Raw genomic sequence first — 17,203 nt, 5'->3', positions numbered from 1 at the left:
CCGCCTTATGCATTAAGGAGAGATTCCCCCTCATGTGGTTCAAGAACCTGCTGACCTACCGCCTGACCCAGGATGTCCCGTTCGAGCCCGAAGCGCTGGAAGCCGCCCTGGCCAGCAAGCCGGCCCGCCCCTGCGCCAGCCAGGAGCTGACCACCTACGGTTTCGTCGCCCCGTTCGGCAAGGGCGCCGATGCTCCCCTGGTGCACGTCAGCGGTGAATTCCTGCTGATCGCCGCGCGCAAAGAAGAACGTATCCTGCCCAGCAGCGTGGTCAACGACGCGGTCAAGGAGAAGGTCGAGGAAATCGAGACCGAGCAGATGCGCAAGGTCTATAAGAAGGAGCGCGACCAGATCAAGGACGAGATCATCCAGGCCTTCCTGCCGCGGGCGTTCATCCGCCGCTCGATGATCTTCGCCGCCATCGCCCCGCGCCTGGGCCTGATCCTGGTCAATTCGGCCAGCGCCAAGCGTGCCGAGGACCTGCTGTCGACCCTGCGCGAAGTCATGGGCTCGCTGCCGGTGCGGCCGGTGACCGTGAAGATCGCCCCGGCCGCGACCATGACCGACTGGGTCAAGTCGCAACAAGCCGCCGAAGGCTTCTATGTGCTGGACGAGTGCGAGCTGCGCGACACCGGTGAAGACGGCGGCATCGTGCGCTGCAAGCGCCAGGACCTGACCGGTGAAGAGATCCAGCTGCACCTGAGCACCGGCAAGGTCGTCACGCAGCTGGCCTTGGCCTGGCAGGACAAGCTGTCGTTCGTGCTCGACGACAAGACCGTGATCAAGCGCCTGAAGTTCGAGGAACTGCTGCAGGAACAAGCCGAGCAGGACGGCGGCGATGAAGCCCAGCAGCAATTCGACGCCAGCTTCACCCTGATGATGATGACCTTCACCGAGTTCCTGCCGGCGCTGTTCGAGGCGCTGGGGGGCGAGGAGATTCCGCAAGGGGTCTGAGTCGCTCCGAGCGCCGCCCCGTTCGCCGGCAAGCCGGCTCCTACGAAGCATGCTGTACCTGTAGGAGCCGGCTTGCCGGCGAACCACCCTGCACCACTGATCCCCCTGGCTTGCCCCACCTTCGAATTATGTGCACTATAGTGCGCACTGTGAGGACGACCTCACGACGCAGTGCGTGATCGCTCCGGGGACGGCCCCATCATTGATAACGATGGAGACTCACCATGTCCTGGATCATCCTGTTCTTCGCCGGCCTGTTCGAAGTCGGCTGGGCTGTCGGCCTCAAGTACACCGACGGCTTCACTCGCCCACTCCCCACCCTTCTCACGGTCGGCGCCATGGTCATCAGCCTCGGCCTGCTAGGCCTGGCCATGAAAGAGCTGCCGCTGGGTACCGCCTATGCCATCTGGACCGGCGTCGGTGCGGTTGGCACGGTGATCGCCGGGATCATCCTGTTCGGCGAATCGATGGCGTTGGTGCGCCTGGCCAGCGTCGCGCTGATCATCACCGGCCTGGTTGGCCTGAAGGTCAGCGCCAGCTGACCTCCACTTCCCTGCCCCTCAACGACTATCGCCGCGCAACAGGCTGACCTGCTCGCGTAGCGCCTCGGGCTGCGCCGCCTCCACCGGGATGGCGGCGCCGGCCACGATGGTCACCCGCGACCACAAGCGCTTGAAGAAGCCCTTGTTCGGGTCGCGACTGAAGAAGCTGCCCCACAGCCCCTGCAACGCCAGCGGAATCACCGGCACCGGCGTTTCCTGCAGGATGCGGTTCACGCCCCCCTTGAACACATCGATCTCACCGTCGGCACTGAGCTTGCCTTCGGGGAAGATGCACACCAGTTCGCCGTCGGCCAGGTACTGGGCAATGCGGGCGAAAGCGCGCGCGTAGGTCGCCTCGTCTTCACCGCGCCCGGCGATGGGGATCGCGCCAGCGGTACGGAACACGAAGTTGAGCACCGGCAAGTTGTAGATCTTGTAGTACATGACGAAACGCACCGGCCGGCGAATGGCGCCGCCGATCAACAATGCATCGACGAACGACACATGGTTGCACACCAGCAAGGCTGCGCCCTCGTCGGGGATGCGCTCCAGCTCACGGTGCTCGACCCGGTACATCGAATGGCTGAGCAGCCAGATCAGGAAGCGCATGGTGAACTCGGGCACGATCCTGAAGATGTAGGCGTTCACCGCGATGTTGAGCAGCGACACCACCAGGAACAGCTGCGGAATGCTCAGTTCTGCAACGCTCAGCAGGACGATGGTGACGACCGCCGAGACCACCATGAACAGTGCATTGAGGATGTTGTTGGCGGCGATCACCCGAGCCCGCTGATCTTCCGGGGTACGCGCCTGGATCAGCGCGTACAGCGGCACGATGTAGAAACCACCGAAGATGCCCAGCCCGACGATGGACAGCACAATCCACCAGGCCTGGCTCATGCCCAGCAACGCCAGCCAGTCGTGGGGCACGGCGCCGGCCGGTACATCGCCCGAATGCCACCACCAGAGCAAACCGAACAGGGTCAGGCCAAAGGAACCGAAGGGCACCAGGCCGATCTCCACCTTGCGCCCGCTGAGCCGCTCACACAGCAGCGAACCGATGGCGATGCCCACCGAGAACAGGGTCAGCACCAGGGTCACCACGGTTTCATCACCGTGCAGCCAGTCCTTGGCATAGGCCGGGATCTGCGTGAGGTAGATGGCACCGACGAACCAGAACCACGAGTTACCGACGATCGAGCGCGACACCGCCGGGGTCTGCCCCAGCCCCATGCGCAAGGTGGCCCACGACTGGCGGAAGATGTTCCAGTCCAGTTTCATCTGCGGCGCCGCAGCGGCGGCGCGGGGGATCCAGCGACTGGCCAGGTAACCGAGCACCGCAGTGCCCACCACGCCTATGGCAGCGACGGTGGCGTAGTTCGAAGACGACATCATCACACCGGCACCAATGGTGCCGGCCAGGATCGCCAGGAACGTGCCCATCTCCACCAGGCCATTACCCCCCACCAGCTCCTCTTCACGCAGGGCCTGGGGCAGGATCGAATACTTGACCGGGCCGAACAGCGCCGAGTGGGTGCCCATGGCGAACAAGGCCACCAGCATCAGCTCCAGGTGGTGGGTGACGAAACCGGTGGCACCGATGGCCATGATGACGATCTCGGCCAGCTTGATCGCGCGGATCAAGCGGTCCTTGGCGAATTTCTCGCCAAACTGCCCGGCCAGTGCCGAGAACAGGAAGAACGGCAGGATGAACAGCAGCGCGCAGAGGTTGACCCAGATCGAGCGGTCACCTTCCAGGCTCAGCTTGTAGAGGATGGCCAGGATCAACGACTGCTTGAACAGGTTGTCGTTGAAGGCACCCAGCGACTGGGTGATGAAGAACGGCAGGAAGCGCCGCTTGCCGAGCAGGGTGAATTGCGAGGGGTGACTCATCGTCCTTGTACCTGGTTGGGCTTTGTCATTGGAGGCACGCCGGGCGCGCGAAGCCACAAATCTGCACGGGATTGCGTGCCGGCACAAGATCGGTACACCGCCAGGGCAGGTAGAGACTTTGCAGGAAATTGCCCTGGGACTGCATTGTCACAGCCCTCTGTAGGAGCGGCTTCAGCCGCGATCACCCGCAAAGCGGGTGCCACGTACCGGGACGCCTGCATCGCGGCTGAAGCCGCTGCTACGAGAGGCAGCAAGCCAGCACCTGCGAGGGGCAGGGCACATTCAAGCCTGCGCGATGCAGGGCGACACGAACAACTCGCCTCGCCAGGCCCCACGCACAGTCCGGCTGGCCACCAGCAGCCACAGCAGTGCCAGCGCCACCACCAGTACCAGGCCGAACACAGTGAAGAACCCAAGCCCCAGCCAGGCCGCCAGCTTCAGGGTTGCCAGGCAGTACACCCCCAGCGGGAAGGTGAAGCCCCACCAGCCCAGGTTGAACGGCATGCCCTGGCGCATGTAGCGCAGGGTGATCAACACCGCCGTCAGCAGCCACCACAAACCGGCGCCCCAGAGCACGATGCCGGCCACCAGGCCGAGGCCCCGGGCCACTTCACCCAAGCTGCCAAGACCATTGGCGGCGAACACCGCCGGCGCATCCCCCCCCAGCACCAGCATGCCCAGCGCGCCGGTGCCGATCGGCCCCAGCGCCAGCCAGCTCGACGCCGCCATGTTGGCCGGTGGCAGCTTGTGCAGGGCCATGCGCAGCATGAGGATGGTGAGGATACTGAAGGCCACCGGCAACGACACGGCCCACATCACGTAGCTGGTGATCACCACCAGGAACTGTCGGTGCACATCCATCAGGTGTGGCGCCAGCAGCCCGCCACTGGCTGCGGCGACCTCCGCCGCCACCACCGGCAACAGCCACACCGCGGTCATCTGGTCGATGCTGTGTTCCTGGCGGGTGAACATCAGGTAGGGAATGGCCACGCCGCACAGCAACGCCAGGCCCACGTCCAGCCACCAGAGCATTTCGACCCACGGCACTACGGCCTCGCCCCAGTGTGCCAGGCCGAATACCAGCGCACCGTTGAGGATGGTGGCCAGGCCCATGGGGATGGTGCCGAAGAACATCGACACGGTGGAGTGGGCGAAGATTCGCCGTGCCTCGTCGAAGAACAGCAGCCAGCGTGCGCCATACAGGACACAGAATAGGACGAACAGGCCGATGGTCGACCACCACAGGCCCTCGGCCACGGCATCGAGCATTGGCACCTGGACTTGATGCAGGGCCAGCGCCAGCACGCCAGTCCCCATGGTCGCGGCAAACCAGTTGGGGGTGAACTGGCGGATCACCTCGCGGGGATGGGCCAACTGGCTGAAGGGGCGCCACGACGGTGCGCGAGTCTGGGGGCATGGCATGGGATGTCTCCTGGCCTTGTGTAAGGTGGAATTATCTTATGCCCGGAAAGAATATCCATATAACGGGTAATTTCTCTATCTGTTATCTATTTTGCAGATATAGCGCACGCCATATCGCTTGGAATATGCTTGGCGACCGCCCCACCCAGACCAGGACGTCGCAATGCTTGCCGCTCTCAAAGGCTACCCGAAGCCGGTACGCCTGCTGTTGCTCACCACCTTCACCCTGACAGTCGCCCGAGCCATCACCCTGCCTTACCTGGTGGTCTACCTGGCCGACAATTTCCAGCTCACGGTCGGACGCATCGGCCTGCTGATCGGCGGCGCGCTGATCGTCGCGTCGTTACTAAGCCTGTACGGCGGGCACCTGGTCGATACCGTGCGCAACCATACGCTGGTCATCGCCAGCCTGCTGATCTTCGCGCTGGCCTTCGCCGGTGCCATCGCCAGCCCCTCGGCGGCGCTATTCTTCCTTTGCCTGGTGCTGATCAACCTGACCCTGGCCATGGTCGACATCGCCGCCAAGGCGGGGTTCTGCGCGCTGCTGCCGGTGGACGCGCGCGCGGAAGTATTCGCAATCAAGTACACCCTGAGCAACATCGGCTACGCCGTCGGCCCGATGCTCGGGGTTGCCATGATCGAGGTGGACGGCCATCTTCCATTCGTGGCCTCCGCGCTGATCGGCCTGGGCATGTGCCTGACCTACCAGCGCCTAGGCGCCCGTGGCCTGGAGGCCCGCGCCGAAACCCAACCCAGCGCCGGTTTTTCCCAGGTGGCCCTAGGCCTGGCCCGCGACCGGCGCCTGGTGTGCTTCACCCTGGGTGGCGTGCTCAGCGCCGTGGTGTTCGGCCAGTTCACCGCCTACCTGTCGCAGTACCTGGTGGTCACCAGCAGCCCCGAGGAGGCGGCGCGACTGGTCGGGTACCTGGTGACCACCAACGCCGTGACGGTGATCGCCCTGCAGTACCTGATCGGCCGACGCATCAACCGGCGCCGCCTGATGCCCTGGCTGATGGCCGGCATGGCGATGTTCGTCGCCGGCTTGCTGGGCTTCTCCCTGGCCGGTTCGGTACTGGCCTGGTGCGTCGCCATGTTGGTGTTCACCCTGGGCGAGATCATCGTCATCCCGGCCGAATACATGTTCATCGACCTGATTGCGCCGGAGCACCTGCGGGGTGTTTATTACGGGGCGCAGAACCTGGGCAACCTTGGCGCCGCGCTGGGGCCGGTGCTGGTGGGGGCGGCGTTGGGCTATCTGGTGCCGGGGGCGGTGTTCTATCTGTTGATCGGCTCGGTGATACTGGCGGCGGTGTTCTACTGGTTGGGTACGCGAAGCGTGGTGCAATAGGCGCTAGCGACTGCAGCACGGACCTTGCAGGCGCGGGTTTACCCGCGATGCAGTCTCCACGGGGCATGGCACCGGCTGCGCCGGTGATCGCGGGTAAACCCGCGCCTGCAGGATGTGCCGTGCCCTCCCCCTGCGACCTCCTGCCACTGCGACCATGGTCTGCGCTGACGAACCCACGCTCGCGTGCCAGACTGATTGATCGGGACCGCGTTCTATTTTTTGCTCCGGAGTTTGCATGTCGTTGTCCAGTGGGCTGATCGCCGTGGTCGCCCTGGCCTATATGGCCATCATGTTCGCCATCGCCTTCTACGGCGACCGCCGCAGCACGCCGTTGCCGCCGCGCCTGCGTGCCTGGGTGTACAGCCTGTCATTGGCGGTGTACTGCACCAGCTGGACCTTCTTCGGCGCGGTCGGCCAGGCCGCCGAACAGTTGTGGGCGTTCCTGCCCATCTACCTCGGGCCAATGCTGTTGCTGATCTTCGCTCCCTGGGTGGTGCAGAAGATGGTGCTGATCAGCAAGCAGCAGAACATCACCTCCATCGCCGACTTCATCGCCGCCCGCTATGGCAAGTCGCAGACGCTTGCGGTGGTGGTGGCGCTGATCTGCCTGGTCGGCGTGTTGCCCTACATCGCCCTGCAACTCAAGGGTATCGTGCTCGGGGTGAACCTGCTGATCGGCGCCAACGCCGACGCCACCGGCAGCCGGGTACAGGACACCGCGCTGGTGATCTCGCTGGTACTGGCGCTGTTCGCCATCGTTTTCGGCACCCGCAGCCTGGACGTCACCGAGCACCACCGGGGCATGGTCCTGGCCATTGCCTTCGAGTCACTGGTCAAGCTGCTAGCGTTCCTCGCCGTGGGCGCGTTCGTGGTGTTCAACCTGTACGACGGCTTCGACGACCTGTTCACCCAGGCGCGCCAGTCCGTGCATCTGGAAAGCTACTGGCAGGAGACCATCAACTGGCCTTCGATGGTGGTGCAGACCGCCGTCGCGATGATGGCGATCATCTGCCTGCCACGGCAGTTCCACGTCACCGTGGTGGAGAACATCGAGCCCCAGGACATGCGCCTGGCGCGCTGGGTGTTCCCACTGTACCTGGCGCTGGCCGCACTGTTCGTGGTGCCCATTGCCCTGGCCGGGCAGATGCTGCTGCCGGGCACGGTGATCTCCGACTCGTTCGTCATCAGCCTGCCGCTGGCCGAGGCGCATCCGAGCCTGGCGCTGCTGGCCTTCATCGGCGGCGCCTCGGCGGCCACTGGCATGGTCATCGTCGAGGCGGTGGCGCTGTCGACCATGGTCTCCAACGACATGCTGCTGCCCTGGCTGCTGCGGCGCAACAACGCCGAACGGCCATTTGAAGCGTTCCGCCACTGGATGCTCTCGGTGCGCCGGGTGACCATCGTGGTGATCCTGCTGCTGGCCTACGTCAGCTACCGCCTGCTGGGTTCCACCGCAAGCCTGGCGACCATCGGCCAGATCGCCTTCGCCGCGGTCACCCAACTGACCCCCGCGATGCTCGGCGCGCTGTACTGGAAACAGGCCAACCGCCGCGGCGTGTTCGCCGGCCTCGCCGCCGGCATCTTCCTGTGGTTCTACACCCTGGTCCTGCCCATCACCGCCCACAGCCTGGGTTGGTCGCTGTCACTGTTCCCGGGCCTGGCCTGGCTGCACGGCAACCCGCTGAACCTGCCGATCACCCCCTTGACCCAAGGCGTGGTGCTGTCGCTGGCGGGCAACTTCACCCTGTTCGCCTGGGTCTCGATCCTGTCGCGCACGCGGGTCTCCGAGCACTGGCAGGCCGGCCGCTTCATCGGCCAGCAGACCAGCGCCCGCCCTTCCAGCAAACCACTGCTGGCGGTGCAGATCGACGACCTGCTCAAACTTGCAGCACGCTTCGTCGGCGAAGAGCGCGCACGGCAGAGCTTCATCCGCTTCGCCTACCGCCAGGGCAAGGGCTTCAACCCCAACCAGAACGCCGATGGCGACTGGATCGAACACACCGAGCGCCTGCTCGCCGGCGTGCTTGGCACCTCCTCCACCCGTGCGGTGGTCAAGGCCGCCATTGAAGGCCGCGAGATGCAGCTCGAGGACGTGGTGCGCATCGCCGACGAGGCCAGCGAGGTGCTGCAGTTCAACCGCGCACTGCTGCAAGGCGCCATCGAGAACATCAACCAGGGCATCAGCGTGGTCGACCAGAACTTGCGCCTGGTGGCCTGGAACCGCCGCTACCTGGAGCTGTTCAACTACCCCGACGGCCTGATCAGCGTCGGCCGGCCGATCGCCGACATCATCCGCTACAACGCCGAACGCGGCCTGTGCGGCCCGGGCGAGGCCCAGGTCCATGTGGCCCGGCGCCTGCACTGGATGCGCCAGGGCCGCGCCCACTCCTCCGAACGGCTGTTCCCCAATGGCCGGGTGATCGAGCTGATCGGCAACCCAATGCCCGGTGGCGGCTTCGTCATGAGCTTCACCGACATCACCCCGTTCCGCGAAGCCGAACAGGCCCTGCGCGACTCCAACGAAAGCCTGGAGCAGCGGGTCGCCGAGCGCACCCACGAACTGTCGCAGCTCAACCAGGCGCTGACCGAAGCCAAGAGCCGCGCCGAAGCGGTCAGCCAGTCGAAGACCCGCTTCCTGGCCGCCGTAAGCCATGACCTGATGCAGCCGCTCAATGCCGCACGGCTGTTCTCCGCGGCCCTGTCACAGCAGGCCGAGGGCATGAACGACGAAGCCCAGCAACTGGTGCAGCACATGGACAGCTCGCTGCGCTCGGCCGAAGAGCTGATCAGCGACCTGCTGGACATCTCGCGCCTGGAAAACGGCAAGGTCACTCCGGACGTCAAGCCCTTCGCCCTCAACGAACTGTTCGACACCCTGGGCGCCGAGTTCAAGGTGCTGGCCGCCGAGAAAGGCCTGGAATTCCGCCTGCGCGGCAGCCGGCTGCGGGTCGACAGCGACATGAAGCTGCTGCGCCGGATCCTGCAGAACTTCCTCACCAACGCCCTGCGCTACGGCAAGAGCCCGCTGCTGCTCGGCGTACGACGCCAGGGTGAGCGCTTGTGGCTGGAAGTGTGGGACCGAGGCCCGGGCATCGCCGACGACAAGCTGCAGGTGATCTTCCAGGAGTTCAAGCGCCTGGACAGCCACCAGACCCGCGCCGAGAAAGGCCTGGGGCTGGGCCTGGCGATTGCCGATGGCCTGTGCCGGGTACTGGGGCATCAGCTGGAAGTGCGCTCATGGCCAGGCAAAGGCAGCGTGTTCCGCGTCAGCGTGCCGATCGCCCGCAGCCCGGCGCCCGCGGTCGTGGCCCCCGTGGAGCAGGCCGGCCAGCCCCTGGCCGGGTTGCAGGTGCTGTGTGTCGACAACGAGGATAGCATCCTGATCGGCATGAACAGCCTGCTCGGGCGCTGGGGTTGCCAGGTGTGGACCGCGCGCAACCAGGCTGAATGCGAGGCGCTGCTGGCCGAAGGGCTACGCCCGCATCTGGCCCTGGTGGACTATCACCTGGACGATGGCGAGACCGGTACCGGCTTGATGGGCTGGCTACGCGCGCGCCTGGGCGAGCCGGTGCCGGGCGTGGTGATCAGTGCCGACGGGCGCAATGAAACCATCGCCATGGTCCACGCCGCCGGCCTCGACTACCTCGCCAAACCGGTCAAGCCGGCCGCCCTGCGCGCCCTGCTCAATCGGCATCTGAGCCTGGTTCAGTAACCGCTTCGTCCGCCAGTGCCCGTTCGATCAGCTCGCTGGGCAGGCTCTTGCTGGCCCTGGCACCGAGCAGCTTGAGCTGCTCGCTGCGGCTGACCAGGTTGCCGCGCCCTTCGCAGAGTTTGTTCCGCGCCGCGGCATAGGCCTTGTCCACCTGGGTGAGACGAGCGCCCAGTTCGTCCAGGTCCTGGATGAACAGCACGAACTTGTCATACAGCCAGCCGGCACGCTCGGCGATTTCGCGGGCGTTCTGGCTCTGGCGCTCTTGCTTCCACAAACTGTCGATGACCCGCAGGGTGGCCAGCAGCGTGGTCGGGCTGACGATCACGATCTGCCGGTCGAAGGCTTCCTGGAACAGGTTGGGCTCGGCCTGCAAGGCCGCCGAGAACGCCGCCTCGATCGGTACGAAGAGCAAGACGAAATCCAGGCTGTGCAACCCGTCCAGACGGTTGTAGTCCTTGCTCGACAAGCCTTTGACATGGCTGCGCAGGGACTGCACGTGCTGTTTGAGCGCAGCCTCGTCGTTGTTGCCGACGAACTGCTGGTAGGCGGTGAGGCTGACCTTGGCGTCGACCACCACCTGCTTGTCGCCGGGCAGCATGATCAGCACGTCGGGCTGGAAGCGCTCGCCGTCGGCGCTCTTGAGGCTGACTTGTGTCTGGTACTCGCGCCCCTTCTCCAGCCCGGCGTGCTCCAGCACCCGCTCGAGGATCAACTCGCCCCAGTTGCCCTGGGTCTTCTGCCCCTTGAGCGCCTGGGTGAGGTTGGTGGCTTCGTCGGACAGGCGCAGGTTGAGCTGCTGCAGGCGCTCGAGCTCCTTACCCAGGGAGAAGCGCTCGCGCGCCTCCTGCTGGTAGCTTTCCTCGACGCGCTTCTCGAACGCCTGGATACGCTCCTTGAGCGGATCGAGCAATTGCCCCAGGTGCTGCTGGCTGGTCTGGGCGAAACGTTGCTCGCGCTCGTCGAAGATCTTCGTCGCCATCTCGGCGAACTGGGCACGCAGGGTGTCACGCGCCTCTTGCAGGTCTTCGAGGCGCTGTTGGTGGCTCTCCTGCTGCTCGCGCAATTCGGCCTCCAGGCGCGCGGCCTGTGCCTCCAGGCGACGCAGCTCGGCTTCACGGTTGGCGCGCTCCAGGCTCCAGGCGTGGGCGGCGTCGCGAGCGTTGTCACGGTCGATCTGCAGCAGTTCGAGTTCACGGCCCTGAGCTGCGAGCTGGGTCTGCTTGACGGTGTTGGCCTCACTGAGGTCGCTGATCTCGTCGCGCCCGGCCTCCAGTTGCGCCTGCAACCCCGCCTGGGCCAACTGCGCGGCATTGAGGCGCTCCTCAAGCAGCGCCTGCTCAGCCCTGCGCGCGCCCTGACCACGCTGCACCTGCATGACCCAGCCCAGGCAGGGCACCGCGCCGGCCACCAAGCCCAGCAGAATGCTGGTCAGATCCACTGTCATGCTTACCCCGATCTAACGTTGACGATTGCCGCTCAGCTTATCAGCCCGGTTGCGAAGCTGCCTGTCACCAGGCATGGCCGTGCGCATCGCGGATGAATCCGCTCCTACAGCAACAACCGCCGGGCTTCCTGCGACCCCTGCCCCGCCGCCAGTTCCAGCCAGTAACGGGCCTGCTCTGGCGCCTGCGCCTGGCACAACCGGCCGTATTCCAGTTGCGCACGGCAGTCACCGGCACGCGCGGCCTGGCGCAACAGTTCATGGCCGATGCGCCGGTCCCGGGCGTTGCCACAGTCACGGCAAAGCATCTGCCCCAGACGGCTCTGGGCCACCACCACGCCCTGGCGCGCCGGTTGCTTGAGCATGCGCCCGGCCAGGTGCTTGACGCTGGGTTTGTCACCTAGACGCGGGTTGTCGAGCAGCCACAGGGCCACTTTCAGGGAAAACTGTTTTGGCGATGGCAGCACAGGGGATGCAACAGGACTGGCGAGGTGTTTACCGCGAAGCTTCATGACCGACAGCGATGGTGACTCGTAAGGCGCGCCACTCTACTCCTTTTTCGCGTTCGTGACGTGCTCGACTTTTGGCCACGCAAAAAAATATTCAATGTTTTTTTCTTGACGTTTTACAGCTGCCCGCGTGTGACTTCCAGCATGGAACCCAATTGTCGGACAGTTCATGAAACTGCTGGCACGCCCGTACTAGAGCAAGCGCATGGGACAATCCACAGAAGCTGTGGATAACTCGGTGGACAACCACCCTACACAGCCCGCAAACCCCTGTGAAATCGGGGTTTCAGTCAAACTGTCGATTTTTTCACCAGCAAAAATTAGCGTTTTTTTTCATTGACTTAAGCCCCTAGTCAAGGCATTGGCGAGTCATCCACAACCTGTTGCAAGGGGGTTACAAGTCCTCGCCCGAATGTGTACAAGTGCACCATCAAACGGCACGTCCATGCACGAAATCGGTACATTCGAGGGATTACCGGGGCATTCGCCCCTCTTCACAGCCGCCTATGGAAGCGCCATAATGCTCGGCTTCGCGTAACAAACACCAAAAACTTGCAACCCCTGAATCATTCGTGTAGGGTTGCGCCCTGTTAGTACCCAGCTGAAAGTCAATTCTGGCCACTCAGTCCTTGCAGCACAGCGCTGCCCCATCAGGACCGGCCCATTCGATGATTCACTCGGCGGCTCACGCTGCTCAAGCACGAATCACGTTTCAGATTGATCAGGATCTTCCCCGGCGCCTCGAACCCTGGCCCCGGTGTGCTGCCTGCCTTCTGTCGTACCTACCAGTCAGCCCAGCGCCACCTATTGCATGCGCCCCTCTGGCTGCCCTGTTCCGGTCAGGTTCTGCATCTCCTTAATAAAGATGTCACTGGAACGTTTCTATTGTGCACGGATCAAAAGCCGTGTCTTACGCAGGAACATCCAACAATATGAGTAACCATCAACAGATCCAGGTTGCCTTCGGCACCCTTTCCAAAGCCTTCGCTCCACTGAAGTGCCTTATCGTTGCCCCACGCAAGGGCAGCTTCAGCTTCACCCTGGTCGACGAACATGGCATCGCCTGCCACTCCGAGCGCCTCTACCCGGACCAGTACACCCGGGCTGAACCGCTCCAGGCCGTGATCGAGCGCACCCGCCAATCGCTGACTGCATGAACGAATGGCGGCAGATTCACACCATGAATGCATGCCCCGCCAAACTGCCTGAAGGTTCCCGGCTTAATTGCCTGCGGGCATATGCCCCGCCCCCTCAGGCAGCAATCGATTTAAAAACAGCCCTTTACACCACGATTATCACACTACACTTCAACTCGAGCGGCCTTGGTCGCTTCCGGCGGGCCTGACCAATCACCAGCTGCCAAGCTCCAGCGCCCGTCGGCCCTTTCCATAACAAGGGCATCCTGGGCGAGGGCATCATGGGCATCGCTGCGACTGAGTTGAGCCGATATGTGATCCGGCCAACCCTGATCTACCTGAACCGCCACTCTGAAAGCGCCGAAGCTTTGTTACTGGGCGTTGCCGCAAGCCAGTCGGCGCTGGGTTCGGCACTGCATGATCGCCGTGGCCATGGCCTGTACCGCATCGGTGAACAGCGTCACCAATCGGTGTGGGACGACTTTCTCGCCCGCGACCCCGAACTCGCCAGCCTGGTCCGAGGCCTGGCAAGCCAGCACGCCTTCCTCGGCGGCCCGCACCTGGAACTGACCGTCAACCTGCGCTACGCCACGGCTATCGCCTGGATGCTGATCGAAGAACAGGCCTCCCCCTTGCCGCCCGCCGACGACTTGTTGGGATTGGCGAGAATCTGGCGACAGACCTTCAACCCTCAAGGGCGGCTACGCGACTTCACCCTCGCCTGGCACCACTGCATCACCCCGATGCTGGCCCAGACTTCCTGAGCGCCATCTCCCTGGAAGACCGGAAAAAAAGGAATTTTGGTCGGATTGTCCTACAAAACCGCTCTATCTCCTGCGTTACAGGCTATAGCGTGGAGCGAGATTTGTTGGTAGCTTTTCGCCCCGGAGATCCCAAGGAGTTTCTAATAATGAAAAAAGCAATGCTCAAAACCTCCCTCGGTATTGCCGTTGCCCTCGCTTCCAGCCACTTGCTCGCCAGCGGTTTCGCGCTGAACGAACAAAGTGTCAGCGGCATGGGGACAGGTTTCGCGGGTCGTTCTTCATCTGCCGAAGATGCCAGTACGGTCTTTGGAAACCCGGCGGGCATGTCGCGCCTGAAGCGCGAGCAAATTACCGTGGGTGGCGCAGCCGTCATCGCAAAATCCGATATTTCGGGCCGTGGAAGCAACCTCGGGGGGGAAACCGATGGTGACATGGTGCCGTTCGTCGGTGTGCCAATGGGCTACTACGTCAAGCCGCTGGACAACAACTGGAGCGTCGGCTTCGGTGTGTACGTTCCGTTCGGCCTGGTGACCGACTATGGCAGTGGAGACGCCGCACGTTACTGGGGCAAGAAGAGCCACGTCGAAGTGGTAACCTTCCAGCCTACCGTCAGCTACGCCTTCAACGACAAGGTTTCGATCGGCTTCGGTCCGACCATCAACCGCATCAAGGGCGAGCTGGGCTCGAACACCATCAACCCGCGCACCCCTGGTCGCAACGATGGTGAAGTGAAGATCAAGGGCGACGACACCGCGGTCGGCTACAACATCGGTATCCTGGTCCAGGCCACCGATCACACCCGCCTCGGCCTGACCTACCACTCGATGGTGGACTACAAGCTCGAAGGCAAGACCAAGATCAACAACGCACTCATCGGCCCCTACAGCGGCAGCAAGTTCGATGCCGACCTGAAGATCAAGACCCCTGAGTCGGTGGACTTCTCGGTCACCCACGAGCTCGACGACCAGTGGACCCTGTACGCAGGCACCACCTGGACGCGCTGGAGCCGCCTGAAGGACATCACGGTGAACAACGATGTTCCGGCAGCGCTGCGTGCGCAGTTCGGCACCATCAGCGAAGAGCAGAACTGGCACGACACCTGGGCAGGCGCCATTGGTGCTTCGTACAAAGTGAACAAGGAGTGGACCCTGCGCACTGGCTTCTCCGTCGACCAGTCGCCGACCAACAACCAGGACCGTTCGCCACGCATCCCCACTGGCGATCGCAAGATCTTCAGCCTGGGTGCCGGCTGGAGCCCGAACGACGACATGACCATCGACGTGGCATACTCCTACCTGTGGGAAGAAGACACCAAGGTCAACCTGGCAAGCCCGACCAAGGGTACTTACCAGGCCAAGTACGAAAACAGCGCTCACGGCCTCGGTGCTTCCCTCACCTACCGCTTCTGATTCGCTCGCGCTGCATGAAAAAACCGCCTTCGGGCGGTTTTTTCATGCCTGCACGCGCCAGCTATCGCCAAGCTGTTGTTCCAGGTACGCCATGAACGCACGGACCTTGGTGGTCATCGCGAAGCGATCAGCCAGGCACAGGTACACGTCCATGGGTTCAGTCTGGGCGTAGGCCTGCTGGCCATGCGCACTGAATTCGAACAACGGCACCAAGCGACCGGCATCCAGGTGCGGGCGAACGATGAACTCGGCCAGGCGGGTGATACCGCCATCATTCAAGGCCATCTGGGTCAGGGCATCGATGTCATCGCTGATCAGCACCGGACCGAAGGGCGCTTCGAAGCGCAGCCCATCGCGAACGAAGCCCCAGGGCAGGAAGCGCCCGTCCACGGGGTAGCGGAATACCAGGCATCGGTGATCGCGCAAGGCCTCGGGGCTGTCCGGCCAACCAGCGTTGGCCAGGTAGCCGGGCGATGCGCAGCAGATGAAGGGAATCCGCGCAATGTGCCGGGCCAGCAGGTTATCCTCCAGCTGCGGGGTGATGCGCAGGCTGACATCGACATCCTCTCGGGCGTGGTTGACCTTGCGATCAGTCGTTACCAACTCTATTGAAAGCTGCGGATAGCGCGCGGCAAAGGCCGGGATCATGGGCGCCAATATGTGTCGGCCGAAAGCCGAAGTCGATGCGATGCACAGGCGCCCTTGGGGTTCGCTATCGGGCGCGCTCAATGCCTGTTCGGCCCTTGCGAGGTCGCGATCGATCTCACGGACGCGCTCATAGTAGAGGCTGCCTGCGGCGGTCAAGGCCATGCTGCGGGTGGTGCGCGTCAGCAGACGGACCTGCAGGTGCGACTCGAGCCGGGCCAGAGTCTGGCTGACCGCCGCCGGGCTGATCCCTAGCGCACGGGCACCACCTGCGATGCTGCCGGCCTCGACTACCTTGATGAAACTACGGATAGCGTTGAGCAGGTCCATCGATGTTCCCTGAGCATTCGTAAGATTTTCTTTATAAAGAACTCATCGAACGAGGTCTACAGCGGGCCGGGCGGCCATTGCTAACCTGCGCCTCCACTCAATCGAACGGGGTTCCCATGAACGAACTGTCTGCACCACGTAGCCGGCGCAAGCTGCGGCCGGGGGCCATGCCCTATGTCTTCGCCTTCTACATGTCGGCGATCATGGCGATGCTGATGTGCTTTGTGATCACGGCGGCCAACGGCGGGGTCGATGGCGATTATATGGGGCGTGTGCTCAAGGCTTATCAGTTGGCGATGCCGGTGGCGTTTGTCTGTGTGCTGGTGGTGCGGCCGGTGGTGGTTCGGTTGGTGGCGTTTACGGTGGATTTGCGCTGAGGGGGATTGGCTTCGGCTTCGGCTTCGGCTTCGGCTTCGGCTTCGGCTTCGGCTTCGGCTTCGGCTTCGGCTTCGGCTTCGGCTTTCAGAGTTTGGGTTTGGAGGTTTGTGAGCATATCCATTGGCGATGGTGACGCTGATTCACCTTTCCGCCCTTACGGCGGCCTACTTTGGTCTTGGCCAAAGTAGGCAAAGCCGCTTGCTCCATCATCCGGCCCCTGCGCTTCGCTCCGGGGTCCCCTCGCTCCGTTCTTGCTCCCGTGGGTACCGCGCTGAACGGCCCATCCTGGGCCGCAGCGCTCGACGGCCATCCATGGCCGTCGCCCCACTACGCAAGAACTCCACTCGGCCTCCTGAAGTCGCAATAGGCGGCGTCTGGACTATCGCGCATCAAGATCAAAAGCCGTGCGAGGCGCTACGCGCTCGCAGAAGCAAAGAGCAAAGAGCAGAAAATTTGATAGTTGTGTAATGCTGGATGGACGTATTGTTTGCACCATTGGTTCGCCGGCAAAGCCGGCTCCTACAATGGAGCGGCGTACACCATCCGGTAGGAGCCGGCTTTGCCGGCGAATACGCACTCAAGGTCAAGAACTGGAAACTAGCGACAGCTGCGTCTGCCCAGGCGCCGCCCGTAACTTCGCGACTTCAGGAGGCTGAGCGCAGGCGTCTGGAGGGCCAGGTGCGCAGCACCCTTCGGCGTTAGCCGAAGGCGCGAGATGTAG

Annotated in this window: 13 protein-coding genes; 8 read left to right on the top strand and 5 right to left on the bottom strand. The window is 63.4% G+C overall.

Annotated features, from left to right (window positions below):
* Positions 1-32: 32 nt before the first annotated feature.
* Both rdgC and sugE read left to right on the top strand, forming a co-directional pair.
* Entirely contained in the window at positions 33-953 is a 921-nt protein-coding gene (gene rdgC, locus IM733_RS00440; RefSeq protein WP_213659974.1) for a recombination-associated protein RdgC, read from the top strand.
* A gap of 224 nt (positions 954-1,177) precedes the next feature.
* Complete coding sequence (gene sugE, locus IM733_RS00435; RefSeq protein ID WP_248919067.1) at positions 1,178-1,495, top strand: quaternary ammonium compound efflux SMR transporter SugE; 318 nt, start codon at positions 1,178-1,180, stop codon at positions 1,493-1,495.
* A gap of 18 nt (positions 1,496-1,513) precedes the next feature.
* Here sugE and IM733_RS00430 read toward each other — a convergent pair whose 3' ends face one another.
* Both IM733_RS00430 and IM733_RS00425 read right to left on the bottom strand, forming a co-directional pair.
* Entirely contained in the window at positions 1,514-3,388 is a 1,875-nt protein-coding gene (locus IM733_RS00430) for an MFS transporter (protein WP_248919066.1), read from the bottom strand.
* A 282-nt stretch (positions 3,389-3,670) separates the two neighbouring features.
* Positions 3,671-4,810, bottom strand: coding sequence for a TDT family transporter (locus IM733_RS00425; RefSeq protein WP_248919065.1), 1,140 nt, complete (start codon positions 4,808-4,810; stop codon positions 3,671-3,673).
* A 163-nt stretch (positions 4,811-4,973) separates the two neighbouring features.
* Between IM733_RS00425 and IM733_RS00420 the strand changes: the two genes are divergently transcribed.
* Together IM733_RS00420 and IM733_RS00415 are read left to right on the top strand one after the other, a co-directional pair.
* The gene (locus IM733_RS00420) at positions 4,974-6,158 is read left to right on the top strand and encodes an MFS transporter (RefSeq protein ID WP_248919064.1); all 1,185 of its coding nucleotides are present in this window, start codon (positions 4,974-4,976) and stop codon (positions 6,156-6,158) included.
* A gap of 235 nt (positions 6,159-6,393) precedes the next feature.
* The gene (locus IM733_RS00415) at positions 6,394-9,870 is read left to right on the top strand and encodes a hybrid sensor histidine kinase/response regulator (protein ID WP_248919063.1); all 3,477 of its coding nucleotides are present in this window, start codon (positions 6,394-6,396) and stop codon (positions 9,868-9,870) included.
* Here the strand turns inward: IM733_RS00415 and rmuC are convergent.
* Positions 9,842-11,200 carry a DNA recombination protein RmuC gene (gene rmuC / locus IM733_RS00410; RefSeq protein WP_248921102.1) on the bottom strand — a complete coding sequence of 453 codons (1,359 nt, stop codon included), beginning with the start codon at positions 11,198-11,200 and terminating at the stop codon, positions 9,842-9,844. The two genes, IM733_RS00415 and rmuC, sit on opposite strands and share 29 nt — an antisense overlap.
* A gap of 218 nt (positions 11,201-11,418) precedes the next feature.
* Positions 11,419-11,823: a tetratricopeptide repeat protein gene (locus IM733_RS00405; RefSeq protein ID WP_248919062.1), complete on the bottom strand. Its 405-nt coding sequence runs from the start codon at positions 11,821-11,823 to the stop codon at positions 11,419-11,421.
* A 929-nt stretch (positions 11,824-12,752) separates the two neighbouring features.
* Between IM733_RS00405 and IM733_RS00400 the strand changes: the two genes are divergently transcribed.
* The 3 genes from IM733_RS00400 (at position 12,753) to IM733_RS00390 (ending at position 15,129) form a co-directional block, all read left to right on the top strand.
* Positions 12,753-12,977, top strand: coding sequence for a hypothetical protein (locus tag IM733_RS00400; protein WP_011532690.1), 225 nt, complete (start codon positions 12,753-12,755; stop codon positions 12,975-12,977).
* Between the two features lie 260 nt (positions 12,978-13,237).
* The gene (locus IM733_RS00395; protein WP_213659967.1) at positions 13,238-13,720 is read left to right on the top strand and encodes a hypothetical protein; all 483 of its coding nucleotides are present in this window, start codon (positions 13,238-13,240) and stop codon (positions 13,718-13,720) included.
* Between the two features lie 146 nt (positions 13,721-13,866).
* Positions 13,867-15,129 (top strand): OmpP1/FadL family transporter, encoded by a 1,263-nt coding sequence (locus IM733_RS00390; protein ID WP_248919061.1) that lies wholly within the window; start codon positions 13,867-13,869, stop codon positions 15,127-15,129.
* A gap of 42 nt (positions 15,130-15,171) precedes the next feature.
* Here the strand turns inward: IM733_RS00390 and IM733_RS00385 are convergent, their stop codons facing one another.
* Positions 15,172-16,104: a LysR family transcriptional regulator gene (locus IM733_RS00385; protein WP_248919060.1), complete on the bottom strand. Its 933-nt coding sequence runs from the start codon at positions 16,102-16,104 to the stop codon at positions 15,172-15,174.
* A gap of 116 nt (positions 16,105-16,220) precedes the next feature.
* Between IM733_RS00385 and IM733_RS00380 the strand changes: the two genes are divergently transcribed.
* Positions 16,221-16,481, top strand: a complete 261-nt coding sequence (locus tag IM733_RS00380; protein ID WP_248919059.1) for a DUF2798 domain-containing protein — start codon at positions 16,221-16,223, stop codon at positions 16,479-16,481.
* The last annotated feature ends 722 nt before the right edge of the window (positions 16,482-17,203 follow it).

Origin of the sequence: Pseudomonas entomophila (assembly GCF_023277925.1) — a bacterium.
GTDB classification, from domain to species: Bacteria; Pseudomonadota; Gammaproteobacteria; order Pseudomonadales; family Pseudomonadaceae; genus Aquipseudomonas; species Aquipseudomonas entomophila_D.
This window is presented reverse-complemented; position numbering and strand designations above follow the sequence as displayed.